We start from the raw sequence: 24,829 nt of genomic DNA, 5'->3' as shown, positions 1-24,829 counted from the left end.
TATCAACTATTTATGATCACAGCCAGTAAATATCAACAGTCCTTTTTAGAATTTATATATCAGAACGCCTTCTCATAAAGTAGAGCTAGCCCCGGCTGACAGGTTAACCCCTCTGCCTCTTTTGCTTTTCGGTTTTCCAGCAACACGGTCACTTTCAACATGAGATTGAACCTCCCTGTTCAATTAAAAATTACACCTGCCGCTTATCAAGGCTGCTCTGGATCGCCTCTATCTCTCGCTTCAGATTACCGCCGTCGTAGACCATCGAGGTATCATATTTTTCATACTTTGCCTCGCGCGTTGCACTAAACCAGTTAAACGATCCGACGCACAGCAGGCCATCATCACCAATAACGATCTTGCTGTGCACGCGGTCCACCAGCCGGGTAGCGATGCCAACGGCGTTTAACTGCTCTAACGCCGCAGTCAGGTTCTGCTTCTTCTCCTGGCGTTTCGCATAGTCTTTGTCAGAGGTGTTATAGCTCTTATCCGTGACGACGGTAACCTCAATGCCCCGCCCGCGAGCCTCGAGCATCGACGCTAAAAAGCCCGTCTCCTCCAGCTTCTGCCAGGTGAGCCACGGCGAGACAATAGTGATCTGCTTCGCGGTCTTCTCCAGCGTCTGGTTGAGGAAGCTATCGTGCTGCTCAACGCCGTGCAGGGTGTAGACTCGCGTCTCCCTGGTCTCTAAATCTTTGCGCTTCTTGTAAGCAAAATAGAGGGCGTTGTTCTCATCGGCAAACAGATACTTCTTCAGCAGCCCACGTGGGGATGAAGCAGGCTGTATCTCAAACAGATCCATATCGCCAAACACCAGGAAGCTATCCTTCGCCCGAGAGACCGCCACGTTCAGCATGCTGCTATCGCTATCGATAAACCCGCCGTCCTCATGCTTGGAGTAGACCGGGGAGAAGATCACGATAGCCCGTTCAGCCCCCTGCAGGGAGTGCACCGTCCCGACGGTCAGGGTATTTTCACCGCTGCCGGTGGAGAGTCCATGGTTACCCAGCGCCTGCTTAATGGTGGAGACCTGAGCGCTGAACGGCGTCACGATCCCCACCACCTGCTGGATGGGCTTCCCGTAGTGGCTCTCAATGCGCTCCTGGTTATCCATCAGCCAGGCGGCGAGAGTATCGGCCTCCAGCACGTTGTAGCGGCTGCCGCTGCTGGCCTGCTCGCCTTTGCCATCGATATGCAGATACCCCATGGCAGGAAGCAGCGGGGAGCTTTTGTCTTCCCTTTTAGGTTGGAGCTTGCCGTGATAGCAGAGCGCGTTGCAGTAGCCGATGATGTCGTCGAAGCAGCGCCGATGCTCATACAGATACATCCCGCGCTCCAGCTCAGGATCGTACTGATAGCGCGAGGCCAGCTGGGCGATCCTCATCACGCTGCCGGACGCGGCGCTTTTACCCGCTTCAGCAATGGCAGCATAGGAGTCAGCTATCTCTTCCTGGGTATCGCCCGGCAGAAGCTTCTCCGCCAGCATATTGCCCACGTCGATCGCCGGCAAAATACTCCAGATAGGCGGGATCTGTTTGGTATCACCGATCACCAGCGCCTTCTTCGCCAGCGCAAATGACGCGGCGGCCACTTCAGGCAGCACCTGCCCTGCCTCATCGACGATCAGCAGATCCACAAAGCTGTAGAGATAGTTCGCCTCCCATCCCTTCTGTCCTTTGTGCTCCGATACCTTCATATGGCCAGGCAGCATATAGCAGGTCATCACCACGCAGGGGGTCAACTTCATCCTGCGCTGCCAGCGCGGTTTAACGGTGCCCGCTCCGGTCTTGCGCTTCTCCGCTACCGGATCGCTAATTTTAGTCATATCCATCAGCCAGCGACCTTCCCAGTAGTGAGTCGTCAGCAGGAACGCCGGGAAGCGGATCTGCGTATCCGCCAGCTCATCGGCCTGGGCCAAACTCAACTCATCATCGCCGGTATAACCCAGCTCGCGGATGCGATCCCGCCACGCCTGTGCCGCCCTGCTCTCCTTAAGCACAGCCTGCTGAGCCGTATCTATCTGCTGCTGGTACTGGCTATGCGCGCTTTCCGCGGCATCGAGCAGCGTCTTGATGGTGCTATCGATCCCTTCGATATTGGCCCACTCGCTCCCCTCCATCGACCGCTCCAGCTTAGGTTCAAGATGCTGCTTGATCATATAGAACCGCTTACTGCGGATGGCCGGGATCCATGAGAACAGGGAGTAGATCAGCGACTCTTTAGCGCGATAGTCATGCCATGCTGCTCTGGCACTGGTGAGCGTTTCAATCTCACGCGCCTGGCCGGTGAGCAGCTGCGTTTTATCGGCGAGATACTGTTCAATGTCATCGGCAATTGCCGCTCTCTGCTCTCGGGCCTGGCTCAACGTCTGCCACGCGGCCTTTAGCGCCTCAAGCTTATTTAGCTGCGCCTGAAGCTGGCCGTGGAGCAGCTCGACAACAGCTTCCGGAGAGGTGCACGCTTCATAGGGGAAGGCGGCCTGCGCTTTGCTGAGATAGAACGCCTGCGCATCCTCAACGTACTCTTTGGACTCTACGCGGTTGAAGAAGTCTTCGGTTTGATACTTTTTGGCGGCCTCGGCGCTTCTGCTGCGTGACGGGAAATAGGCCCCGAAGCTGTTAACCTCTGGCAGCCACCGTCCCGCCATCGGCCCGGTTCCGGCGGCAAAATCCTTCCCGAAGGCTTCGATGATATTGGTAACCGCCTGGTTGTTGGTGGATGTCGCCACGATCACCGGCGGCTCGCCCTGTTTCAGCGCGGCCCTCGCCCATTGGGTAGCGATGATGGAGAGCAGCAGCGTAGTTTTGCCCGTGCCGGGAGGCCCGTTAACCGCCAGGATGTCGCCATCCCTGCTATCCAGAAAATGACTCATCGCATCGCGCTGGGCCTCCGCCAGCGGGAACCTGTCCCCCGAGTGGCCCAGCCGCTCGCTGAACTTCGCGCCTGAAGCCAGCAGCGGCTCGGTCGGAACGTTCTCCAGCGAGGCAAAGCGCTCAAAGAGCGGTACATCTTTTTTGCTGACCAGCAGGTGATCGTAGAGGCCGAGGATATGGAAGCTGGCTCCGCCGGGCTGAGTCTTTTTAACCAGATAGCCATAGTCGGCGAGTTCGTATTGCTTTTGGTCATCCAGCGAGGAGCCGGCAACGGCTTTCAGCAGATCTTCTGCATCATCTTGGTAGCATTTCCATTTTTGCCGGTAGCCTTCGTGGCGCTTCGCCCGTTCTTCATCAGTTTCAGATTCTTCATCGAACTCATCGACGCTGGCGGAAACCGAGGGATGGGTGGTTTTGTATCGGTCGTAGCGGGAGATTTCGCCGATAGAGAACGACCCTTTGGGCAGCGGCTCAAGCAGGTCGCGGGGAATGGAGGTTGCAGGCGTGGGGAATAAAAACCCTTCGCGGTTCACGACCGCCGAGGTCACTAGCGGAGTGATCACCTCCGGCGCGCCCGCGGTACGTTCCTTGCCATGCTGTAGCAGTCGGAAGTAGACATGAGGCCGCAGCACGACGTCTACCGTTTTGACATCTTCCCGCTCGCCTGCAAAGAGTGCGGTGACCATCTCTTCGCTCAGACGTCCTGAATCCCTGTCGGTCCACTGAGTAAAACCGCTGACGTCCTTACGCTCAAACGTCCCCTTGCCGAACTCCGCATCCGCCAGCGAGTTACGCCAGTATGCGGCGAACCCTGAAGTGTTACTGTCCATCGCCTGTCCTGTAGCTTCATGCAAATTGTTGGTTTCGCTGTTATAAAAACAGCCGATGGATAAACATTGTCCACGTTGGGGAGGAGAGTGCAATGGTTTGAGGGAAGGTTTTTGCGGGGCAAGGGCTGCTAAAAATGCAACGAATCGCTTAACCAATACTCTTTCTAATGATTTAGAGTCATGACATAGTTCAGTGGAGAAATGGTCATGGCAGACATTAGCAATACAGAAGATATAGCAGACAGGATAGTTAATATTATTGACTCACCTAATACAATTAAAGGAATGATTAACGGTGCACTGACGGTTCCTCTCGATTTTGCGTATTTGGCGCTAGGCTATTTTGATACTGATTCAAGATACGATCACCAAACCCAACGAATTCGTATGCTTGCAGCAATTCGCCACGATATTTTAAACTACGATCATATCGTTGATGCTATTGAGATAATATTTAAAGAGTTCAATAAATACTTATCTAAAGAAAAACAAGATGATACGTATCGAGGTGTTATCACTGCAATTACCGGAAGAATATTAGCAACGAAAATTGCTGTAACAACCGCAGCAGCCATAATTGAACGAACTGCATTTATCGCCGCAGCAGAGAGTAAAACTATAATAGGCAAAGTGGCTTTTACTCTTCTCATCGGCGGGATGAGTGAACGCTCAATTAGAAAATCTGAAAGTCTTCAACACGAAGATCCAGAGATTTATTCGTTGCTACGTCCACATGATTACGATCTTACCTATTTTCTTTTTGAACCAGCGGTAAAGCCTTTTGTTGATGCTATTCATGTTAGCATAACACAGGGTAAGCCTGCCTTCGACGAGATAATATCTGTGGTAGGAAAGAAACTTCATGTTTTGCATTAAAAACTTGACTGCTTTGGTCAAAACCGCCGCAGACATCTTTATATATACGCTAACGAACATATGGGATGTTATAGAGTCACCTTTATTTATTTTAGGCATAGTACTCTGCGTTATGCTTTTCGAACCTTGGCCCATGAAGTTTGTTTACATAGGAATATGGATTATCACTTTTTACTTCACATCTAAATTCATACGTAAATTAGAAAGTTATAGAAAGCAAAACATTTAACTAAAGGAAATCATATGTCAAACCCAGCATATTTATGGTTAACGGATGAAAACGGTTCACCTATTATCGGAAGCTGCTCTGTACTTGGTAGAGAAGGTTCTATAGAGATAAAATCGCTTACTCATCACATGAGTATTCCAGCGGACAGTAATACAGGCAGGCTCACAGCAACCCGCGTTCATACCCCTATAATTTTTCAGAAGGAATTTGATCGCATAACTCCTTTCCTTTACCGTGCAATCAGCTTAGGAGTCACGCTAAATTCGGCGGAGTTAAAGATGTATCGTATCCTGGATGCAGGCTTAGAAGCTGAATATTTCAATATATTTATGGAGAACGTGAAGATAACAGGCATTACTCCTAACCTTCATCCCGGATCAATGACGGGAACTCATCTGGAGAATATCGAGATTAGATATGAGTCAATTCAGTGGAAGTATGTGGATGGGAATATTGTCTTTAAGGATAGCTGGAACAATCGTTGTGTGGCATAAATTATAAGAAGGGCTATAAAAAGCAGTTTTCTTGATGCGTATATTCTTATTTTCTTATTAGATTTTTTAGTGCCTCTGGCTTAAGCGGCGGATCCTGCCGATGCAGCATCGCATGGCAGTTGGGGCAAACAGGAATAAGGTCGGTTTTAGGATCAACCTGGTAGTTCGCTTTTATCTCTGAAAAAGGAATAAGGTGATGCACATGAATGAAGCCTTTCGCGATTTCACCATACACCTTGGTCATGTCAAGACCGCATACTTTACACTGATAACCATGCCAATCTAGCGCAGCCTGGCGGGCCTTGCGGTCACGTTCGTAGCGGTTGACGGTTACCTGAACGGCGGCTCCTTCGATGTAGGTGGCTTCCTGCTGGATCTCGTCCGGGAAGAGGCTTGGTTCGAGGGGTTCGATGGGTTCGCTTTTATTGACGATCTGAAAGCCTTGATCGGTGAGCAGCCTGACGCACTTTGATTTTATCCCGCCACTGAAGTCTGCTGGCATGAAGGTTAGGCCAGTGAGTGTTGAAGCGGCGATGCCGACAATGGCTTTTGGTGGGTAACGGCGGTCGTTGATGATGACGTCGTAGTCTCGGGAGTCAGCGAAGGCGTGATCAACTCCCGCATCGTAGGCGTGGGCTGCGGCTAGGATGGCTTCGCGAAGGAGGCTGTTGGGGAGTTTGTTCATGAGTGCACCTTTTGAACAATTATTACGTGGAAGGCCGGACTCGACAAACAAATTCAACTAGTTTATTTTAAAGCACAAATAATACAATAAGCTTCTCACTGACCTCCAAAATGCCCCCTTCCAATATCTCTAGATACCTATATTGATAGATCTGTAACTCTATAACTTTTATAGTCAAGCTCATGAAAAAGAAGGTTCGTAGATGATGCTATTTCGCACAAAGTTAATCTTGGCTTTCGGAGATTTTCATTAGCATAATGGCCACAGCCCGTATCGATAAATAAATGATTCCCCAATAAAGTAGGAGCGTCTATTGGTGTGTGTCCGGAAATAATTAATGATACACCTGTAGTGATTTTAGTGTGGGATTGTTTAAGGATTTCTCTATCCCATAGGATATTTTTAAGATGAGATTTATTTAGTTCCTCATCATTCCGTAGAGGCCACTCACAGAATGGATATCCGGAATGTATGACTCCAACATTACCCAATGCCGTTTCCACGGACAAAGAGACACAGAACTCTTCCAATATAATTTCTTCTAATAACGATCTTTCATTAAAACCTACTTCAGCCCACCACTGCCCGCCGTTTCTAAACCATACTTCTTTTTTAAAAGCATTATCTTTTGACTCTAGAAGCATAGCCTCATGATTGCCTAACACTGAAAAAAACCATTTATTTTTGCATAACTTTAAACATTCAGCAGAAGCATCCCCCCTATCAATAACATCCCCAACACAAAATATACGATCAGTTTCAATGTTAAATTTTATTTTTTTAAGGGTTTTGTTTAACAACTGAATAGAACCATGAAGATCTCCTAGGAAAAAGTCTCTCCCTATATGATTAATTTTATATTTCCTATGGTTATCAATTCCGTAATTATTTTTCATATGACCCAATTTATAAAATCACTATATATAGATTCTAGATTAGAATCACACTATACTATACAAGATGCACTTGCAAACAGACAGTTAAAGGCCATGAAAAACATATTAAAAACAACAAGATACACAAAAAAAAGCAGCGCAACCCAAGAGCCATTTGTGACCGAACTTGCATTGGTCAATATTTTTACATCTTTAGTCAAAAAAGACAGAAAAAACATAAATCTTGAGCATGAATTTGATTGCGGCTTTGGTATTGCAGATTTAGTTGTTTTTAAGACAAATAAAGATGATGGCCTGCTAGATTTAGGGAAAATACCTGCTGACTGGGCTTATACCCTGAGAGCCCTTCCTTTCAAAAAATCCTTTTCTATAGAATATTTGGCTTCCTTATCCGGAACATCAGAAAACTCATCAAAGAAAGCATTAAGCAAGTTTATCAATGCTGGTTACTGCATTAAAACAGAAGGCGAAGAGTATATTAAAGTGAGACAACCAAAACCCCTCTGCTCATCCATAATTGCTATTGAAGCAAAGCTAAGGGACTGGAAAAAAGCTTTATGGCAAGCTAGCAGATATAGAATATTCTCCAACGAATCCTGGGTTGTTTTAGACCAATATAGAGCAAATGCTGCCAAGCTAAATATATCTGAATTTAAAAAACTCAATATTGGATTAGCCACAATTTCTATTAATGGCACTTATGAAGAAATATTCTCACCTACTCCAGAGGATCATAAATCAGAATTGGCCTTTTGGAAAGCCAATTCCCTTTTAGCAAAAAAGTGTCTCTCATTATCATCTATTTGAAAATAGTTTTATTGCATTCTTCCATGGAATGAGGTGTTCATCACTACCATTTTTTTCAAGCGTGAATACCTTTTTAAGGTTTGTGTAATTTTCAATTGCCTGATCAACCATAGATGTTACATAACCTACACGATCGCCCATATGATATGCGGAAATATTATTTATCTGCTGGAAGAACGTCAAAAAATAATGCTTATATAATAATGGGTTTTGGAATGTAATAGTAGTTGTCGCATTAAAAGCATCTTCAGAATATTTAGTTGGTGTATAGATTTTTTTCCATAACTCAGGACTTTCTTTTCTTAATAACTTAGCTTCCTCGAAATTAACCCAATTAAGCAATGCTGGCATATAAATCCTTGGTTTTGGCCCTCGTCTATCTTCATCCGAGACAATAAATTTATCTAATGAAAATATTCTCGTATTCTCAAAAGCACCAACTGTTAAATATAAATCACCACATAATGTGTATAAAATAGATTCAGTGTTGGTATAGCCTACAATAACCTCAAGATCGGCATCAATAGTAGATTTAATTGTATCCATATAATCAACTAAAAAACCAGCATCTGAAATTTGTTTTGATGGTCTATCATGTTGACATATGAAGTAAACACCTGATATCTCAGGAAAACTTGTAATCCAATTTAATAAATTAATTTTATATTCTTCAACATTCAGCATCCCAGAAGTTATCGGGACGGTAAGGATTATTTTTTTCTTTGCATTAATACCTATTTTTTTTATATAGTTAATAAACGGTATAACAAAACTTTCACTTTGCTGCTCAATATACTTGGGATGTATTTGCTCATAAAATCTTGCAGGTATAACTATTCTTTCAAAATTATTTTTAATCTGAAAATCAACACAGCGCTTTGCTGATTCGCTAGAAATCGCCGTGAAATCTATTGTATTAAAGCCCTTCTCACCAAGAATAGTATTAGGGAAAAAATCATACGTTTGAAACTTTTTCTTTTGTGAGCTAGGAAGGTAAAATTGAGGGTCAAATATTGAAGTTTCTTTTAATTGCTTCTTTGTACCATTAATGTTTTTTGCTACTTCATGTACAGGGCTATAACAAAGCCCTACACCAACACCATCCTTCTCAAATGAATCTTTGTTCCAGACAGAGTTATGTCCCATTTGATGCAGTAATTTAATAGTCATAAGTTATACCAAAGCCTCCAAGTCTTGTAAGAGTATTTCCACTGTGCGATATCTTTTAAAAGGTTCTTTACTCATCATTTTACCTACAATCCTAGAAAATTCGGTTGAGGCTCCATATATTTCTAGCGGAGGTGGCTGAAATTCGCAAACACGCTCTAAAATATCATCGAAATATTGCTCACCATCTCCATCGAGAAATGGATTTTTACCACTCAGCATTTCATAACAAATAATACCGAGTGCAAACACATCAGTTTTGAATGATATATTTTTTTTATCATTTATGGCTTGCTCTGGGCTTGCATAACATGGTGTGCATGGCCCAATTGCATTGAAACTATTAGTTACCCCTTTCACTCCCTCCTGTCTTAGAATGCCCAAATCAATAATCACCAAACGCCCATCTTTCCTGACTAAAATATTATCAGGTTTAAGGTCTCTGTGAACAAGAGCTTGAGTATGCCCCCATAGTAATCGCAAGGCACTTAACATCTCAATCAAAAAAGAAACTACCTTATCTTCACTATTATAACTTCGTATAATATCAGTAAGCGTTTGAGACTCGATTTTCTCCTCTATACTAATAATCCTCATGGGATTAAGTGGCTCCTCAGTCAGAGGATCAAATGTTATTACCTCATCAAAAAATAACTTAGGAAAACAATCTGAATCCATTGATTTAAGAATTTCAATTTCTTTTTGCAAATAAGAAATCGAAGACCGAGAGGTTGCCTCGCTAATCTTTAAAACCACCTCGCCCCATGAGTCACAATTATTTGGTTCAATATCCAGACGGGAATGGAAGCTCCCAAAATAGACAACTCGCTGACCAGATGCTTTTGCTGTGCTGTGTAAGTCAAAGCTTGGATAAATGATTTTAATGAACTCTCGGAGCTCAAGTGTATCTGCAAGCATTACAATGTTCCTTACTGTATATGTTCAAACAAATGTCTTACACCATCACATCCGACACTATCACCGAAGAACTCATAATCCAAGTCATAAGCCCCAAAACTATAATCTAATTAACAACTCCGCGCGCAATGCTAAGCAGGCGGCCTTTATGTATTTCGATACGCTGAAGAAAATCAGGTTAGCGTTCTAAAGGCAGAGCTGGTCTGTGAGTAGCTTTTCTCGTTATGATTGCCCCGGCAAGATCTTGGGCGGGATTACGGTCAGTAATGCCAATCTGAACCGCATAACGCATAATACCCGTGATCCTTTGTTGCAAACGGGAGCCACATCCAGGCGGCCGCTTAGCTCTACCTCTTTCAAAGGCAACAGCAGGTCGCGGGTTGTTAAATCAGCAATATTTCTCTTTCCAATAGCTGGGAAGATATTACGCTCAAGGTCACGCCACACCCGCTCAGCATGACCGACGGACCAACGTTTATTGTTCGCATGCCACTCATAAGCCACTTTTTCAAAAGTGTTAAGTGCTGCCTCTTCCTGTTGCCTTACTTCTTCTTTTTCGCATTGGGGCTAATACCTTCCGCTATCAGAAGGTGTATCTCATCACGTTTCTCACGCGCTTTTGCCAAGGAAAGAAGAGAATAAGCACCTAACGCTATTCTGCTCTCTTTCCCTTCAAAACGATACTTGAGATACCAGCGTTTAGAACTGGTTGGTTTGATAAGAAGATACAATCCGTGGCCATCAGTGAGTTTGTACTCTTTCTCACGAGGCTTTGCGGTACGGGCCTCGACATCAGTTAAAGGCATAATTTGGGGGTCAAAAGTTTATCGAAGCGAAGTGCCCCCCATTCTGACCCCCAAACTTGCCGGATGTCAATGGATGACCTCGGACGTGCACGGACGCAATAAAAACTCTTATCGTTGATTTTAAAGGTTTTTTGGACTTGCTCGGACGAGGATGGACAGGATACTGGTGCCGAAGGCCGGACTCGAACCGGCACGTATTTCTACGGTTGATTTTGAATCAACTGCGTCTACCGATTTCGCCACTCCGGCACTGAAGGGGATGTACAGATAGCGGATGCATTATACCCGTTGCGGATCGCCATGCAAGCTCCCCTTCCCGCCTCCAGCGCTAACCGCATAAAAAACCACCGCCCTCCATCCCTACTCCATCCCATCTCGAGCCACCTCGCAAAAACCTGCAACACAATCCGAGGTTTACATTATCCCCTGTTTGTTATTTGATTCTGTTACCCCCTGGGGTTACCCCATCAACAGACATCAGGATGCAGGCATGCGCTTCTATCAGGTCGATCCCACGCTGGAGAACTACTGGCGCGGCGTGATCCTCTTTGGCAATAACTTCGCCACCTACAAGTTCGCCCTGGCCCATGCCCTGTACGATGTCGATCGCAGCGATACTTTGATTAAGCTCGATGACCTGGCCGTACCCTTCAGCAGGCATATCTGCGAGCACCTGAAAAATGCCCCGCGGCAGATCCTCAACGACAAGAAACCCGGCAAGCTGATTACCGCCTGTCTGCAATACAACCTCGGCGAGATTGATGAAGATGAGCTGCGCCAGATGACGATGCGCTACGGCTTCTCGGTGGTGCTGGATGCCTTCCATAACGTTAACGGTGGGCCGCTGGAGAAGCAGTTCTTCATCAACGAACGTCGGGAGCACAAGGGCATCCTTCTGACGGATGAGTTCTACCGCCTGACGGAGACACCGCAGTTCCACAACCTGGTGCATGAAACCGATGCCCGCTGGCGGCTGGTTGAGAAGGCCTGGGAGATGGATCTGCCTCCGCAACTGCTGGACGTGCATTACGACGCCGGGAGTGAAACCCTCTTTACCCAACTCAACAGCTATCGCATCTCGCTTACCAGCTGCCGCAACAGCCTGAACGGCTATCAGAAGGGGCACTGCTTCTACTGCAACGCGCCGATAAGCCTGGAGTCCGGGCATCCGCTGCTGGCCGATGTGGATCACTTTATCCCGCTGGTTGCCCAGAAGGAGATGCCGGGCATGAACCTCAACGGCGTCTGGAATCTGGTCCTGGCCTGTCAGTCCTGCAACCGGGGGCAGAATGGCAAGATGGCGCAAGTTCCAGCCCTCGATCTGCTCTATCGTCTCCATGCCCGCAACGAGTATTTTATTAACAGCAGGCTGCCGCTGCATGAGGCGATCATCAACCAGACCGGCAAGAGCGAGCCGGTGCGCCGCACGTTCTTAAACGATCGCTGGAACGCCGCCCTGGCCTGTCGGTTCCATACCTGGCAGCCGGTCGCTGCCGGAGAGGTGATGTTCAGATGACGATGGCGTATTACCAGCGCAACGCGCAGACGTTTTTTGACGCCACGGTGGGGGTGGATATGTCCTCCCTCTACGCGCCTTTCCTGCGCCTTGTTGCTCCCGGCGGATGCGTACTGGATGCGGGCTGCGGCTCGGGGCGCGACGCTAAAGCGTTCAGCGCGCTGGGTTACCAGGTGGAAGCCTTTGACGCCTCGGCGGAGATGGTGGAGCTTGCCACGGCCTATACCGGCCTGCCGGTCAGGCAGATGACGTTCAGCGCGCTAGAGGCTGTGGAGCGCTACGACGGGATCTGGTGCTGCGCCTCGCTGCTGCATCTTCCTCAGGTCGAGCTGCCCGAGGCGATGCGTCGTCTCGCCCGCGCTCTGAAGCCGGGTGGCGTGTGGTATCTGTCGTTTAAATACGGTGCTAGCGAGCGGGAAAAAGAGGGTCGTCACTTTACCGATCTGAATGAGGCTAGCCTGCAAACGCTGGTATCCGCCCTGCCGCAGGTGAGCATCGTTGAGCAGTGGACGACCCAGGACAAACGTCCCAACCGGGACGAGGTCTGGCTGAACGCGCTGCTGCGTAAGCATCTGTCTGAATAGACTTCCATCTCGCACCTTCCGCCCATGCGCCGCCCTACCCCATGCTCTACACTTCCTACTCAACGCTGAACCTGAGGAAACCACAATGAGCACAATAAAAAGCTATGCCGCGAAAGAAGCTGGGAGCGAACTGGAGCTATACGAGTACGATCCTGGCGAACTGCAGGCGGGGGACGTTGAGGTGCAGGTAGACTACTGCGGGATCTGCCACTCTGACCTGTCGATGATCGACAACGAGTGGGGCATGTCCCAGTATCCGCTGATCGCCGGGCATGAGGTGATTGGTCGCGTAGTGGCGCTGGGCAGCGCGGCGCAGGACAAAGGTCTGAAGGTAGGCCAGCGTGTGGGTATCGGCTGGACGGCGCGCAGCTGCGGTCACTGCGATGCCTGTATCAGCGGCAACCAGATCAACTGTCTGGAAGGCGCGACGCCGACCATCCTTAACCACGGCGGCTTTGCTGAGAAGCTGCGCGCCGACTGGCAGTGGGTGATCCCACTTCCGGACAGCATCGATATTGAATCCGCCGGGCCGATGCTCTGCGGCGGCATCACGGTGTTTAAACCGCTGTTGATGCACCACATCACCGCCACCAGCCGCGTCGGGGTGATCGGTATCGGCGGGCTGGGTCATATCGCCATCAAGCTGCTGCACGCCATGGGCTGCGAGGTGACGGCGTTCAGCTCTAACCCGGCCAAGGAGCAGGAGGTGCTGCGGTTCGGGGCGGATAAGGTGGTGAATAGCCGCGATCCAGAGGCGTTAAAAGCCCTGGCGGGCCAGTTCGATCTGATTATTAACACCGTTAACGTCGATCTCGACTGGCAGCCCTACTTCGAGGCGCTGGCTCACGGCGGTAACTTCCACACCGTCGGCGCGGTGCTGAAGCCGCTTCCGGTCCCGGCCTTTACCCTGATCGGTGGCGACCGCAGCATCTCCGGTTCAGCTACCGGCACGCCGTACGAGCTGCGCAAGCTGCTGCGCTTTGCCGGTCGCAGCAAGGTCGCCCCGCAGACCGAGATGTTCCCGATGTCGCAGATCAACGAGGCCCTGCAGCACGTTCGTGATGGCAAGGCCCGTTATCGCGTAGTGTTGAAGGCGGATTTTTAAATCGTAAATGCCCGGCGGCGCGTAGCTTGCCAGGCCTACCGTTAGACCTTCACTAAAGCAGCAAAGACTTCGGCTACCGCTACTGCCCCCGGATCGGTGACGCCCGTCAGGCTGTCGCTGTTAACATACGACGAGCGCCCCGCCCCCGCTTTCTGCATCGCGGCGGTGCTCTCTGCCCCCTCTTTTGCTGCCGCAACCGCAGCGCTAAGATCCTTGCTCTGTAACGCCTCCAGGGCAGGCTGTAGCGCATCGATCAGCGTCCGGTCTCCCAGATCTGCCCCACCGTAGTGTTTCATCTGCTTGAGGCCTTTTAACAGCGCATCGGCGATGCTGGCCCCGTCGTGGATCGCCTGTCCGGCTGCGGTGAAGAATATCGACATCAGCACCCCGCTGGAGCCGCCCATTACCGTCGCCAGTCGCTCGCCGATGAGCTGGAAGAGCTGGGCGCTGTTGTCCAGCGGGAGCTTACCTTGCTCGAGCTGCTGGGCGATATCCCGCGCCCCTTCGGCAAAGGTCGAGCCGGTGTCGCCGTCGCCGACTTTGGCATCCAGAGCGTTGAGCCGGTTCTCAAGGCTAATCAGCGTCTCGGTGGCAGCGTTGACCCGGGCGCTCACCTCCGGGTTATCAGAGGGCTGAGTCTCGATGCCGGTGGTGATCGCGTTGTACTTAACCGTGCGCACCGGGGCGAAGGCCACCGGTTTTTGCCAGCCGACGGTCTCCACGTCCGCGTTGAGGGCGCGCTCAAACTCATCGTTGAGGCGCAGCAGCGAGAGCGAGAACCCTTTCATATCCAGGGAGCTGACCAGCGGCGCGGGGCCGATGAGGTAAGCAATCTGATCCTTCAGCGCCGAGTGCGCCAGCTCTTTGGTGAGCAGAGCCATCTCCAGCGCCGAGACGCCGCCGAGGTTGTTGATCAGCACCGCCACGCGGTCGTTACCCGCCTGCGCCTTCAGCGGCTCGACGAGGGTATCAATAAGGGTTTTGCTGTTGTGAGTGTCGACGGTGCTGGCACCCGGCTCGCCGTGGATGCCGAGGCCCAGCTCGACCTTGCCGCGCTGGATGCGGTTCTCCTCCTCTTCGCCGCTGCCTGGCAGGTTGCAGGTCTCCATCGCCAGCCCGAGGCTCCAGACGCTGTCGCTGGCCTGCTGGGCTATGGCCCGCACCTCACCGAGGGATTTACCCTGCTCGGCGGCGTGGCCCGCAATCTTATGCACCAGCGCCGTTCCGGCGATGCCGCGCGGCTGCTTGTTATCCGGCAGGGCGATATCGTCGGCGACGATCACCATCTCAACCTTCAGGCCGTGACGTTTGGCTTTCTCAGCCGCAAGGCCGAAGTTGAGGCGGTCCCCGGTATAGTTTTTGACGATCAGCAGGCAGCCGCGATCGCCGGTAACGGCAACGATGGCGTTAAGCACGGCGTCGACGCTGGGGGAGGCAAACACGTCCCCGCAGACGGCGGCGGTGAGCATCCCTTTGCCAACGAAGCCCGCGTGGGCTGGCTCGTGGCCGGAGCCGCCGCCGGAGATGACCGCCACGCGGCCCTTGTCCCAGTCGCCACGTGCAACGATGCGGATAGCGGGATCGATATCGAGACGCACCAGGTTCGCGTGCGGCGCGGAGATAATTAAGCCTTCGATGGCATCATTGACCAGCTGCTTGCGGTCGTTGAAGAAAAATTTGGACATAGCTTCCCGAGCGGTTAATTAATCGTAAGGAAAGCATAGACGGTGTGACGAAGCGCAAAGTATGAAAGCGCAATTTCCCCCGCCCAAAAAAGAGCGGGGGAGGCAAGATTACGCCCGACGCATCATCAGCCAGACGCTGATGGCAAAGAACGAAGCGCTCGGCAGCAGCGCGCCGATAATCGGCGGAATGCCGTATACCAGCGTCAGCGGGCCGAAGATCTGATCCAGCACGTAGAAGACGAAGCCGAAGCTGATCCCGGTGACCACCCGCACGCCCATTGGCACGCTGCGCAGCGGGCCAAAGATGAACGACAGCGCCATCAGCATCATGACTGCCACCGACAGCGGCTGGAAGATTTTACTCCACATGTTGAGCTGGTAGCGGCCAGAGTCCTGCCCGGTTGACTTCAGGTACTTCACATAGTCACGCAGGCCGCTGATGGAGAGCGCATCCGGCTCCAGGGCGACTACGCCCAGCTTGTCCGGCGTCAGGTTGGTCTTCCAGGTGCCGCTCACGGTCTGGGAGCCGGTGATCTGCTTCGGATCCTGGAGGTTAGACTCGTCCACCTGCGACAGTTTCCAGACCTTCTGCTGCTCATCAAACGCCGCGTGGGCCGCGTAGCGCACCGACTGCAGGCGACGCTGATCGTTGAAGCTGTAGATGCTTACGCCGTTCAGCTCGCTGTTGCCAGAAACCTGCTGGATATAGACAAAGCTGTTGCCGTCTTTGGCCCACAGCCCCTGTTGAGTAGAGAGCATCGCGCCGCCGTAGATGGCCTGAGCACGGTAGTTACGCGCCATCTGCTCGCCCTGCGGCGCGACCCACTCACCAATCGCCATAGTCAGCAACACCAGCGGGATCGCCGTCTTCATGACCGACAGCGCCACCTGGAAACGGGTAAAGCCGGAGGCCTGCATCACCACCAGCTCGCTGCGCTGGGCCAGCATCCCCAGCCCCAGCAGCGCGCCCAGCAGGGCCGCCATCGGGAAGAAGATCTGGATATCTTTTGGAATGCTGAGCACGGTGTACATTCCCGCGCCCATCGCATCGTAGCTCCCCTGTCCGGCGCGTTTGAGCTGATCGACAAACTTGATGATGCCCGAGAGAGAGACCAGCATGAACAGCGTCATCATGATGGTGGTGAAAATGGTCTTACCGATATAGCGATCGAGTACGCCAAAAGCCTGCATTATAACGCTCCTTTACGCACGAAACGGGCGCGTATCCGGCGCATCGGCACCGTATCCCACAGGTTCAGCGCAATCGCCAATGCCAGATAGAACAGGTTAACTGCCCACATCCAGATCATCGGATCGAGCTTGCCCTTGCCGCCGTTAGACTTCAGCGAGGTCTGCACCAGGAAGAAGACCAGATAGAGCAGCATTGCTGGCAGCATAGAGAGCACACGGCCCTGGCGCGGGTTAACCACGCTGAGCGGCACCACCATCAGCGCCATCACGAATACGGCGAAGATGAGGGTTAAGCGCCAGTGCAGCTCCGCGCTCGCCCGCGGCGTGTCGGTGCGCATCAGGGTGCGCATGTCCATCTGCTCGGTATCGTCCGGATCCAGCGCCACCGCCTGATGACCAACGATCGCCTGGTAGTCCTGGAAGTCGGTGATGCGGAAGTCGCGCAGCAGCGCGGTGCCTTCGAAGCGCGTTCCCTTGGTGAGGGTGACAACCTGCGAGCCATCTTTACGCTGTGCCAGCTGGCCGGAGTCGGCGACAACCACCGATGGGCGGGCGTTGCCTTTAGGGCGCAGCTGCGCGAGGAAGACGTCGTGGAAGCTGCTGCCGCTCACGCTCTCGATAAACAGCACCGAGTTGCCGTCGGTAGCCTGCTGGAACTGGCCCTGGGCCAGCGCCGCCATGCCAGGGTTGGCTTTGGCCTCTGCCAGCACCTCGTCCTGATGACGAGAGGACCACGGCCCGGCCCACATCACGTTAACGGCGGCCAGAATGCCGGTGAAGATGACCAGCACCATCGCAGCCTTCACCAGCACGGCCTTGCTCAGGCCGCAGGCGTGCATCACCGTGATTTCGCTGTCGGTATAGAGCTTGCCAAACGTCATCAGCAGCCCAAGGAAGAGGCTAAGCGGCAGGATCAGCTGCGCCATTTCAGGTACGCCCAGCCCCAGTAAGGAGAGCACCAGATTTGTCGGGATATCACCGTCAACGGCTGCGCCTAAGATCCGCACCAATTTCTGACAGAAGAAGATCAGAAGCAGGATGAATAAGATCGCAAGTTGACTTTTTAGCGTCTCCCGAACCAGATATCTTATGATTATCACTATAAATACGCCCGTAAAAACCCGTCTTTTTGCAGGAAAATCGCTTGTTTCATGGCTTAAACGTCATTTATTCTCTTGAGTCGTCGAAAGCATCGCTAAGATATAAGAAACTCAGCGGATGCACGTTTCAGGATATGTTCTGACGTGTCGAACTAAGATTAACACGAAGTCACCGCAACAGCGGACATGAGTTACGAAAGCTTGCAATTCTATCCGTAGCCCCGGCTGTTGTCTTTAAGATTCAGGAGCGTAGTGCATGGAGTTCAGTGTAAAAAGCGGTAGCCCGGAGAAACAGCGGAGTGCCTGCATCGTGGTTGGCGTGTTTGAACCGCGCCGGCTCTCCCCTATCGCCGAGCAGCTCGATAAGATCAGCGACGGCTACATCAGCGCGCTGCTGCGCCGTGGAGAGCTGGAAGGCAAGCCGGGACAGACGTTGTTGCTGCACCATGTTCCTAACGTCCTGTCAGAGCGCATTTTGCTGATTGGTTGTGGGAAAGAGCGTGAGCTGGACGAGCGCCAGTACAAGCAGGTTATTCAGAAAACCATTAATACGCTGAATGATACCGGCTCGATGGAGGCGGTCTGCTTCCTGACCGAACTGCACGTTAAAGGACGCAACACCTACTGGAAAGTGCGCCAGGCGGTAGAGACGGCAAAAGAGACGCTCTACAGCTTCGATCAGCTGAAAACCAACAAATCCGAGCCGCGTCGTCCGCTGCGCAAGATGGTCTTCAACGTCCCCACCCGCCGGGAGTTGACCAGCGGCGAACGTGCCATTCAGCACGGTCTGGCGATCGCCTGTGGCATTAAAGCGGCGAAAGATCTCAGCAACATGCCGCCCAATATCTGTAACGCGGGCTACCTCGCGTCGCAGGCGCGCCAGCTGGCGGACTCCAACAGCGAGAACATCACCACCCGGGTCATCGGCGAGCAGCAGATGCGCGAGCTGGGGATGCACTCCTACCTGGCAGTGGGCCAGGGTTCGCAGAATGAATCCCTGATGTCGGTCATCGAGTACAAGGGCAGCAGCGATGCCGACGCGCGTCCGATTGTGCTGGTGGGTAAAGGGCTGACCTTTGACTCCGGCGGCATCTCCATCAAGCCAGCCGAAGGCATGGATGAGATGAAGTACGACATGTGCGGCGCGGCGGCGGTCTACGGCGTGATGCGCATGGTCGCCGAGCTGAAGCTGCCGCTGAACGTGGTGGGCGTACTGGCGGGCTGTGAGAACATGCCCGGTGGCCGCGCCTTCCGTCCAGGCGACGTCCTGACCACCATGTCCGGCCAGACCGTGGAAGTGCTGAACACCGATGCCGAAGGACGTCTGGTGCTGTGCGACGTCCTGACCTACGTTGAGCGCTTCGATCCGGAGCTGGTGATTGACATCGCGACCCTGACCGGCGCGTGCGTGATTGCCCTCGGCCACCACATCACCGGCCTGATGTCGAACCACAACCCGCTGGCCCACGAGCTGATCGGCGCCTCCGAGCAGGCGGGCGATCGCGCATGGCGTCTGCCGCTGAGCGACGAGTACTACGAGCAGCTGGAGTCGAACTTTGCCGACATGGCCAACATTGGCGGGCGTCCTGGCGGCGCGATCACCGCCGGCTGCTTCCTGTCGCGCTTTACCCGGAAGTACAACTGGGCGCACCTCGATATCGCCGGTACCGCATGGCGCTCCGGCAAAGCCAAAGGCGCAACCGGCCGTCCTGTCGCCCTGCTGTCGCAGTTCCTGCTGAACCGCGCCGGTTTTAATGGCGAAGAGTAAGCGTAATACAGCAGTAAATTGTAGGCCGGGTACGCGTAGCGCCACCCGGCTTCGCATTTAAAGTGACCACAAGAAGCCCCATATATGAAGAATGCAACGTTCTACCTTCTGGACAATGACACGCAGCAGGATGGCTTAAGCGCCGTTGAACAACTGGTGTGTGAGATTGCCGCAGAACGTTGGCGCGCAGGCAAGCGTATCCTCATCGCCTGCGAAGATGAGCGGCAGGCGATTCGCCTTGACGAGGCCCTGTGGGCGCGTCCGGCGGAGAGCTTTGTGCCGCATAATCTGGCAGGCGAAGGCCCACGCGGCGGTGCGCCGGTAGAGATCGCCTGGCCGCAGAAGCGCAACAGCAGTCCGCGCGATCTGCTGATCAGCCTGCGGGCGAACTTTGCAGATTTTGCCACCGCTTTCACAGAAGTGGTAGACTTCGTTCCTCACGAAGAAACTCTGAAACAACTGGCTCGCGAACGCTATAAGGCCTATCGCCTGGCTGGTTTCAACCTGAACACGGCAACCTGGAAATAATGGAAAAGACATATAACCCCCAAGATATCGAACAGCCGCTTTACGAGCACTGGGAGCAGCAGGGCTACTTCAAACCGAATGGCGATGAGAGCCAGGAGAGCTTCTGCATCATGATCCCGCCGCCGAACGTGACCGGCAGTTTGCATATGGGCCACGCCTTCCAGCAGACCATCATGGATACCATGATCCGCTACCAGCGCATGCAGGGTAAAAACACCCTGTGGCAGGCCGGTACCGACCATGCGGGTATCGCTACCCAGATGGTGGTTGAGCGTAAAATTGCCGCTGAAGAGGGGAAAACCCGCCACGACTACGGTCGCGACGCCTTCATCGATAAAATCTGGCAGTGGAAGGCAGAGTCCGGCGGCACCATCACCCGCCAGATGCGCCGTCTCGGCAACTCCGTGGACTGGGAGCGCGAGCGCTTCACCATGGACGAAGGCCTCTCCAACGCCGTGAAAGAGGTGTTCGTTCGCCTTTATAAAGAAGATCTGATCTACCGTGGCAAGCGCCTGGTAAACTGGGATCCGAAGCTGCGTACCGCGATTTCCGACCTGGAAGTCGAGAACCGCGAATCGAAAGGTTCCATGTGGCACATCCGCTACCCGCTGGCCGACGGTGCAAAAACCGCTGACGGTAAAGATTATCTGGTGGTCGCCACCACCCGTCCGGAGACCCTGCTGGGGGATACCGGCGTCGCGGTGAACCCGGAAGATCCGCGCTACAAAGATCTGATCGGCAAATTTGTGGTGCTGCCGCTGGTTAACCGTCGCATTCCGATTGTGGGCGACGAGCACGCCGACATGGAGAAAGGCACCGGCTGCGTGAAGATCACCCCGGCGCACGACTTTAACGACTACGAAGTGGGCCGTCGTCACGCCCTGCCGATGATCAACATCCTGACCTTTGACGGCGATATCCGTGAAAGCGCAGAGGTGTACGACACCAAAGGCAACGAAACCGACGTCTACTCCAGCGAGATCCCGGCGGAGTTCCAGAATCTCGAGCGCTTTGCCGCGCGTAAAGCGGTGGTGGCTGCCATTGACGCTCTTGGTCTGCTGGAAGAGATTAAACCGCACGACCTGACCGTACCGTACGGCGACCGTGGCGGCGTGGTGATCGAGCCGATGCTGACCGACCAGTGGTACGTCCGTGCCGACGTGCTGGCGAAACCGGCTGTGGAAGCGGTTGAGAACGGCGACATTCAGTTCGTGCCGAAGCAGTACGAGAACATGTACTTCTCCTGGATGCGCGATATTCAGGACTGGTGTATCTCCCGTCAGCTGTGGTGGGGCCACCGTATCCCGGCCTGGTACGACAACGAAGGCAACGTCTTTGTTGGCCGTACGGAAGAGGAAGTGCGTCAGGAGAATAACCTGAGCGCCGACGTCGCCCTGCGCCAGGACGAAGACGTGCTGGACACCTGGTTCTCCTCCGCGCTATGGACCTTCTCTACCCTCGGCTGGCCGGAGAACACCGACGCTCTGCGTCAGTTCCACCCAACCAGCGTGATGGTCTCCGGCTTTGACATCATCTTCTTCTGGATCGCCCGCATGATCATGATGACCATGCACTTCATCAAAGATGAAGACGGCAAGCCGCAGATCCCGTTCAAGACCATCTACATGACCGGTCTGATCCGCGACGACGAAGGCCAGAAGATGTCCAAATCCAAGGGCAACGTTATCGATCCGCTGGATATGGTGGACGGTATCTCTCTGGCGGATCTGCTGGAGAAGCGTACCGGCAACATGATGCAGCCGCAGCTGGCAGAGAAAATTGCTAAGCGCACCGAGAAGCAGTTCCCGAACGGTATTGAGCCGCACGGCACCGACGCCCTGCGCTTTACCCTGGCGGCGCTGGCCTCTACCGGCCGCGACATCAACTGGGATATGAAGCGCCTGGAAGGCTACCGTAACTTCTGTAACAAGCTGTGGAACGCCAGCCGCTTTGTGCTGATGAACACCGAAGAGCAGGATTGCGGCTTCAACGGCGGCGAGATGACCCTCTCCCTGGCGGATCGCTGGATCCGTGCCGAGTTCAACCAGACGGTGAAAGCCTTCCGTGAAGCGCTGGACAGCTACCGCTTCGATATTGCTGCGGGCATCCTGTATGAGTTTACCTGGAACCAGTTCTGTGACTGGTATCTGGAGCTGACCAAGCCGGTGATGAACGGTGGCTCTGAAGCGGAACTGCGCGGCACGCGCAACACCCTGGTCACGGTGCTGGAAGGTCTGCTGCGTCTGGCGCATCCGATCATCCCGTTCATTACTGAAACCATCTGGCAGCGCGTGAAGGTGCTTACCGGTAACACCGCTAACACCATCATGCTGCAACCGTTCCCGGCGTTCGATGCCGCCCAGGTTGATGAAGCCGCGGTAGCGGATACCGAGTGGCTGAAGCAGGCGATTGTCGCGGTGCGTAACATCCGCGCCGAGATGAACCTCTCCCCGGCTAAACCGCTGGAGCTGCTGCTGCGCGGCTGCAGCAGCGATGCGGCACGTCGTGTGAACGACAACCGCAGCTTCCTGCAGACCCTGGCGCGTCTGGAGAGCATCACCCTGCTGCCTGCCGATGATAAAGGTCCGGTCTCCGTGACCAAGATCATCGACGGCGCAGAGCTGCTGATCCCGATGGCTGGCCTGATCGACAAGGCTGCCGAGCTGGAGCGTCTGGCGAAAGAAGTTGCTAAGGTTGAAGCAGAGATCGGTCGTATCGAGAGCAAACTGGGTAACGAAGGCTTCGTGGCGCGCGCGCCGGAAGCCGTGGTTGCCAAAGAGCGTGAGCGTCTGAGCAGCCTGGCCGAAGCGAAAACCAAACTCGTCGAGCAGCAGGGCGTTATCAGCGCGCTGTAATCACGTCCGCCCCTTACCTCTCTGGTAAGGGGCTCTTATCAACAAAGAGCCTCACCATGAATGTTGCAACTGCCACTCAACTGCACATGCGCCGCATCACGCCTGAAGACAACGCGGCTATCGCCGCCGTTATTCGCCAGGTTTCAGCGGAGTATGGCCTGACCGCCGACAAGGGCTATACCGTGGCCGATCCCAACCTTGACGAGCTGTACGCCCTCTATAGCCAGCCGGGCCATGCCTACTGGGTGATTGAGCAGGATGGCCAGGTAGTGGGCGGCGGCGGCATCGCACCGCTCCAGTGCAGCGAACCCGATATCTGTGAATTGCAGAAGATGTACTTCCTGCCCGCCGTACGCGGCAAAGGGATGGCGAAAAAGCTGGCGCTCGCCGCGCTGGATCACGCTCGTGCGCAGGGTTTTACCCGCTGCTATCTGGAGACTACCGCTTTCCTGAAGGAGGCGATTGGCCTCTACGAGCATCTGGGCTTTGAACACATCGACGGACCGCTGGGCTGCACCGGGCACGTCGACTGTGAAGTGCGGATGTTAAAATCGCTGGCGTGAGTCAGACCGGCACGCCGCTGTGAAAACGAAACTCGCTGTCGGGAGTTGAGATAAGCGCCGCCTCCACCTCACCAAAAAAGCGCACCCGGGAAGTGATATCCTGAGGTGAGATCGCCTGGGCCAGCGTCAGGTAGTCCTCATAATGGCGCGCCTCGGATCGCAGCAGCGACAGATAGAACTTCTGCAAATCCTCTTCGAGATACGGTGCCAGGGCGGCAAAGCGCTCGCAGGAGCGAGCCTCGATATACGCCCCGCAGATCAGTTTATCAATCAGCGTTAGCGGCTCGTGAGTCCTCACCTCCTTCAGCATCCCTTTGGCGTAGCGGCTGGCGGTGATTTTGACGTAGGGAATGTTCCGCACCGTCATCGCCTCACGCACCTGCCAGAAGTGGTGCAGCTCCTCTTTAATCAGCAGCACCATGCTGTCGATCAGCAGGCGGCCCCAGGGATCGTCGGTCTGCGGCATCACGCCCTTACCTATCTGCCGGTGCAGGGCGACAAAATCCGGCTCCGGCCCTTCACGAAAGGTGAAGGCTTCGTAGGGCTTAAGCCACTCAAGCAGCGTATCGCCGCCGGTCTTGTCCGCCGCGTATTTGCGCACCAGCAGCATCGCGGTCTGCGCGGCCTTAAGCTCGCACACCATATGGTCGGTCAGCAGCAGAGGCAGGTTTGCCGGATCGCGGGCTTTATCAATCCACGCCTGAGGCGTTGGGCAGTGCAGAAAGTGGCGTATCGGGGAGAGTATCTGGGCGTAGTCCATGGAGTTCCTTGCAGTGCGGCAGCAGGCGCTGCCGCACGAACAATCAAAGCCTGTTCTTAGCGACGTAAAAACTTAGTGGCGAGTACCGTCATCATCTTCGTCGATGTAATCTTCATCGTCTTCGTCATCGCCCTCTTCGCCGTTGGGATCCTCGTAGTAGGTGCCCCAGCCGTCGTACTCAACTTCAAATTTCTCAGCCAGGTTCATCAGCTGCTCTACCTGAGCGTCGATCAGATCGGCATTCAGTGCGCACTCGCTCAGAATGTCGCAGCAGATCACCGTATCGCCCTCTTCTACTTCCAGCTCTTCCGGCTCGGTCACTTCATAACCCAGCTTGAACGCCTCTACCGCCACTTTCTCCAGCGTATCAAAATCGTCAGCAGAGAGATGGTGCTCGATGGTGTAGAGCGCATCAGGATCGCTACCGTCCTCCAGCAGCTCTTCAATAATCAAACGGGTCTCTTCACGCTGCTCTTCCAGATGTTCCTGGTTTGCCATAGCTTGTTCCTCATAATGTGCGGCAGATACTCTTATTTTCACATACCGTTGGCAATGCCTCCACTCCTGGCGGAAAAGATTTGTTAAACAGACTT

21 protein-coding genes, 1 tRNA gene and 1 pseudogene are annotated in these 24,829 nt (G+C 53.2%); 10 read left to right on the top strand and 13 right to left on the bottom strand.

Features of this window, described 5'->3' with window-relative positions; translation table 11 throughout:
* Positions 1 to 190 precede the first annotated feature (190 nt).
* On the bottom strand, positions 191 to 3,703 hold the full coding sequence (locus RTM13_RS13695) for an AAA domain-containing protein (protein ID WP_312212537.1): 3,513 nt from the start codon (positions 3,701 to 3,703) through the stop codon (positions 191 to 193).
* Between the two features lie 207 nt (positions 3,704 to 3,910).
* Here RTM13_RS13695 and RTM13_RS13690 point away from each other — a divergent pair, with 207 nt between their 5' ends.
* Entirely contained in the window at positions 3,911 to 4,579 is a 669-nt protein-coding gene (locus RTM13_RS13690) for a hypothetical protein (RefSeq protein WP_312212536.1), read from the top strand.
* Positions 4,580 to 4,822: 243 nt separating this feature from the next.
* Complete coding sequence (locus tag RTM13_RS13685) at positions 4,823 to 5,302, top strand: type VI secretion system tube protein TssD (protein WP_312212535.1); 480 nt, start codon at positions 4,823 to 4,825, stop codon at positions 5,300 to 5,302.
* A 46-nt stretch (positions 5,303 to 5,348) separates the two neighbouring features.
* Here RTM13_RS13685 and RTM13_RS13680 read toward each other — a convergent pair whose 3' ends face one another.
* Both RTM13_RS13680 and RTM13_RS13675 read right to left on the bottom strand, forming a co-directional pair.
* Positions 5,349 to 5,987: an HNH endonuclease gene (locus tag RTM13_RS13680; RefSeq protein WP_312212534.1), complete on the bottom strand. Its 639-nt coding sequence runs from the start codon at positions 5,985 to 5,987 to the stop codon at positions 5,349 to 5,351.
* A gap of 137 nt (positions 5,988 to 6,124) precedes the next feature.
* Complete coding sequence (locus tag RTM13_RS13675; RefSeq protein ID WP_312212533.1) at positions 6,125 to 6,883, bottom strand: metallophosphoesterase; 759 nt, start codon at positions 6,881 to 6,883, stop codon at positions 6,125 to 6,127.
* 156 nt (positions 6,884 to 7,039) lie between these two features.
* Here RTM13_RS13675 and RTM13_RS13670 point away from each other — a divergent pair, with 156 nt between their 5' ends.
* Positions 7,040 to 7,690: a hypothetical protein gene (locus tag RTM13_RS13670; RefSeq protein ID WP_312212532.1), complete on the top strand. Its 651-nt coding sequence runs from the start codon at positions 7,040 to 7,042 to the stop codon at positions 7,688 to 7,690.
* Here RTM13_RS13670 and RTM13_RS13665 read toward each other — a convergent pair.
* The 5 genes and pseudogenes from RTM13_RS13665 to RTM13_RS13650 all read right to left on the bottom strand — a co-directional run bounded on the left by RTM13_RS13665 (position 7,679) and on the right by RTM13_RS13650 (position 10,830).
* A complete protein-coding gene (locus tag RTM13_RS13665; RefSeq protein WP_312212531.1) occupies positions 7,679 to 8,860 on the bottom strand; it encodes a hypothetical protein in 1,182 nt (393 codons plus the stop codon). The genes RTM13_RS13670 and RTM13_RS13665 overlap by 12 nt on opposite strands.
* Positions 8,861 to 8,863: 3 nt before the next feature.
* Positions 8,864 to 9,775: a serine/threonine-protein kinase gene (locus tag RTM13_RS13660; RefSeq protein ID WP_312212530.1), complete on the bottom strand. Its 912-nt coding sequence runs from the start codon at positions 9,773 to 9,775 to the stop codon at positions 8,864 to 8,866.
* A gap of 178 nt (positions 9,776 to 9,953) precedes the next feature.
* Positions 9,954 to 10,279, bottom strand: a pseudogene (locus RTM13_RS20225) (tyrosine-type recombinase/integrase).
* Between the two features lie 38 nt (positions 10,280 to 10,317).
* Positions 10,318 to 10,581, bottom strand: a complete 264-nt coding sequence (locus RTM13_RS13655) for an Arm DNA-binding domain-containing protein (protein WP_312212529.1) — start codon at positions 10,579 to 10,581, stop codon at positions 10,318 to 10,320.
* A gap of 164 nt (positions 10,582 to 10,745) precedes the next feature.
* Positions 10,746 to 10,830: transfer RNA gene (locus tag RTM13_RS13650), tRNA-Leu, on the bottom strand.
* 241 nt (positions 10,831 to 11,071) lie between these two features.
* On the opposite strand from RTM13_RS13650, the gene RTM13_RS13645 reads away from it, so the two are divergent.
* The 3 genes from RTM13_RS13645 (at position 11,072) to RTM13_RS13635 (ending at position 13,786) form a co-directional block, all read left to right on the top strand.
* Positions 11,072 to 12,097, top strand: a complete 1,026-nt coding sequence (locus RTM13_RS13645; RefSeq protein WP_312212528.1) for an HNH endonuclease domain-containing protein — start codon at positions 11,072 to 11,074, stop codon at positions 12,095 to 12,097.
* A complete protein-coding gene (locus RTM13_RS13640) occupies positions 12,094 to 12,681 on the top strand; it encodes a class I SAM-dependent methyltransferase (protein WP_312212527.1) in 588 nt (195 codons plus the stop codon). The genes RTM13_RS13645 and RTM13_RS13640 overlap by 4 nt, the downstream gene beginning before the upstream one ends.
* Before the next feature lie 85 nt (positions 12,682 to 12,766).
* A complete protein-coding gene (locus RTM13_RS13635) occupies positions 12,767 to 13,786 on the top strand; it encodes an NAD(P)-dependent alcohol dehydrogenase (protein WP_312212526.1) in 1,020 nt (339 codons plus the stop codon).
* 41 nt (positions 13,787 to 13,827) lie between these two features.
* On the opposite strand, the gene RTM13_RS13630 is transcribed toward RTM13_RS13635, so the two are convergent.
* From RTM13_RS13630 to lptF, 3 genes are all read right to left on the bottom strand, one after another.
* Entirely contained in the window at positions 13,828 to 15,471 is a 1,644-nt protein-coding gene (locus tag RTM13_RS13630; protein ID WP_312212525.1) for a dihydroxyacetone kinase subunit DhaK, read from the bottom strand.
* Positions 15,472 to 15,579: 108 nt separating this feature from the next.
* Positions 15,580 to 16,662: an LPS export ABC transporter permease LptG gene (lptG, locus tag RTM13_RS13625; RefSeq protein WP_312212524.1), complete on the bottom strand. Its 1,083-nt coding sequence runs from the start codon at positions 16,660 to 16,662 to the stop codon at positions 15,580 to 15,582.
* Entirely contained in the window at positions 16,662 to 17,762 is a 1,101-nt protein-coding gene (gene lptF / locus RTM13_RS13620; protein ID WP_312212523.1) for an LPS export ABC transporter permease LptF, read from the bottom strand. Before lptF ends, lptG begins: the two co-directional genes overlap by 1 nt.
* A 256-nt stretch (positions 17,763 to 18,018) precedes the next feature.
* On the opposite strand from lptF, the gene pepA reads away from it, so the two are divergent.
* The 4 genes from pepA (at position 18,019) to RTM13_RS13600 (ending at position 23,476) form a co-directional block, all read left to right on the top strand.
* Positions 18,019 to 19,530 (top strand): leucyl aminopeptidase, encoded by a 1,512-nt coding sequence (gene pepA / locus RTM13_RS13615; protein ID WP_312212522.1) that lies wholly within the window; start codon positions 18,019 to 18,021, stop codon positions 19,528 to 19,530.
* An 84-nt stretch (positions 19,531 to 19,614) separates the two neighbouring features.
* Positions 19,615 to 20,058 carry a DNA polymerase III subunit chi gene (gene holC / locus RTM13_RS13610; protein WP_312212521.1) on the top strand — a complete coding sequence of 148 codons (444 nt, stop codon included), beginning with the start codon at positions 19,615 to 19,617 and terminating at the stop codon, positions 20,056 to 20,058.
* Positions 20,058 to 22,913, top strand: a complete 2,856-nt coding sequence (locus tag RTM13_RS13605; RefSeq protein WP_312212520.1) for a valine--tRNA ligase — start codon at positions 20,058 to 20,060, stop codon at positions 22,911 to 22,913. The genes holC and RTM13_RS13605 overlap by 1 nt, the downstream gene beginning before the upstream one ends.
* Before the next feature lie 56 nt (positions 22,914 to 22,969).
* Positions 22,970 to 23,476, top strand: a complete 507-nt coding sequence (locus RTM13_RS13600; protein WP_312212519.1) for a GNAT family N-acetyltransferase — start codon at positions 22,970 to 22,972, stop codon at positions 23,474 to 23,476.
* Between the two features lies 1 nt (position 23,477).
* On the opposite strand, the gene miaE is transcribed toward RTM13_RS13600, so the two are convergent.
* Both miaE and rraB read right to left on the bottom strand, forming a co-directional pair.
* The gene (gene miaE / locus RTM13_RS13595; protein WP_409456045.1) at positions 23,478 to 24,236 is read right to left on the bottom strand and encodes a tRNA isopentenyl-2-thiomethyl-A-37 hydroxylase MiaE; all 759 of its coding nucleotides are present in this window, start codon (positions 24,234 to 24,236) and stop codon (positions 23,478 to 23,480) included.
* A 72-nt stretch (positions 24,237 to 24,308) separates the two neighbouring features.
* Positions 24,309 to 24,734, bottom strand: a complete 426-nt coding sequence (gene rraB, locus RTM13_RS13590) for a ribonuclease E inhibitor RraB (RefSeq protein ID WP_312212518.1) — start codon at positions 24,732 to 24,734, stop codon at positions 24,309 to 24,311.
* Positions 24,735 to 24,829 lie beyond the last annotated feature (95 nt).

Source organism: Pseudescherichia sp., from assembly GCF_031979925.1.
Taxonomy (GTDB): Bacteria; Pseudomonadota; Gammaproteobacteria; order Enterobacterales; family Enterobacteriaceae; genus Pseudescherichia.
Note: the sequence above shows the minus strand (reverse complement) of the source record. Positions and strands in the feature narration are given on the sequence as shown.

Bases quoted from the DNA above. Each gene is read 5' to 3' on its own strand.
- RTM13_RS13695 (WP_312212537.1), bottom strand. From the start codon at position 3,703: ATGGACAGTAACACTTCAGGGTTCGCCGCATACTGGCGTAACTCGCTG.
- RTM13_RS13690 (WP_312212536.1), top strand. From the start codon at position 3,911: ATGGCAGACATTAGCAATACAGAAGATATAGCAGACAGGATAGTTAAT.
- RTM13_RS13685 (WP_312212535.1), top strand. From the start codon at position 4,823: ATGTCAAACCCAGCATATTTATGGTTAACGGATGAAAACGGTTCACCT.
- RTM13_RS13680 (WP_312212534.1), bottom strand. From the start codon at position 5,987: ATGAACAAACTCCCCAACAGCCTCCTTCGCGAAGCCATCCTAGCCGCA.
- RTM13_RS13675 (WP_312212533.1), bottom strand. From the start codon at position 6,883: ATGAAAAATAATTACGGAATTGATAACCATAGGAAATATAAAATTAAT.
- RTM13_RS13665 (WP_312212531.1), bottom strand. From the start codon at position 8,860: ATGACTATTAAATTACTGCATCAAATGGGACATAACTCTGTCTGGAAC.
- RTM13_RS13660 (WP_312212530.1), bottom strand. From the start codon at position 9,775: ATGCTTGCAGATACACTTGAGCTCCGAGAGTTCATTAAAATCATTTAT.
- RTM13_RS13655 (WP_312212529.1), bottom strand. From the start codon at position 10,581: ATGCCTTTAACTGATGTCGAGGCCCGTACCGCAAAGCCTCGTGAGAAA.
- RTM13_RS13645 (WP_312212528.1), top strand. From the start codon at position 11,072: ATGCGCTTCTATCAGGTCGATCCCACGCTGGAGAACTACTGGCGCGGC.
- RTM13_RS13640 (WP_312212527.1), top strand. From the start codon at position 12,094: ATGACGATGGCGTATTACCAGCGCAACGCGCAGACGTTTTTTGACGCC.
- RTM13_RS13635 (WP_312212526.1), top strand. From the start codon at position 12,767: ATGAGCACAATAAAAAGCTATGCCGCGAAAGAAGCTGGGAGCGAACTG.
- RTM13_RS13630 (WP_312212525.1), bottom strand. From the start codon at position 15,471: ATGTCCAAATTTTTCTTCAACGACCGCAAGCAGCTGGTCAATGATGCC.
- lptG (WP_312212524.1), bottom strand. From the start codon at position 16,662: ATGCAGGCTTTTGGCGTACTCGATCGCTATATCGGTAAGACCATTTTC.
- pepA (WP_312212522.1), top strand. From the start codon at position 18,019: ATGGAGTTCAGTGTAAAAAGCGGTAGCCCGGAGAAACAGCGGAGTGCC.
- holC (WP_312212521.1), top strand. From the start codon at position 19,615: ATGAAGAATGCAACGTTCTACCTTCTGGACAATGACACGCAGCAGGAT.
- RTM13_RS13605 (WP_312212520.1), top strand. From the start codon at position 20,058: ATGGAAAAGACATATAACCCCCAAGATATCGAACAGCCGCTTTACGAG.
- RTM13_RS13600 (WP_312212519.1), top strand. From the start codon at position 22,970: ATGAATGTTGCAACTGCCACTCAACTGCACATGCGCCGCATCACGCCT.
- miaE (WP_409456045.1), bottom strand. From the start codon at position 24,236: ATGGACTACGCCCAGATACTCTCCCCGATACGCCACTTTCTGCACTGC.
- rraB (WP_312212518.1), bottom strand. From the start codon at position 24,734: ATGGCAAACCAGGAACATCTGGAAGAGCAGCGTGAAGAGACCCGTTTG.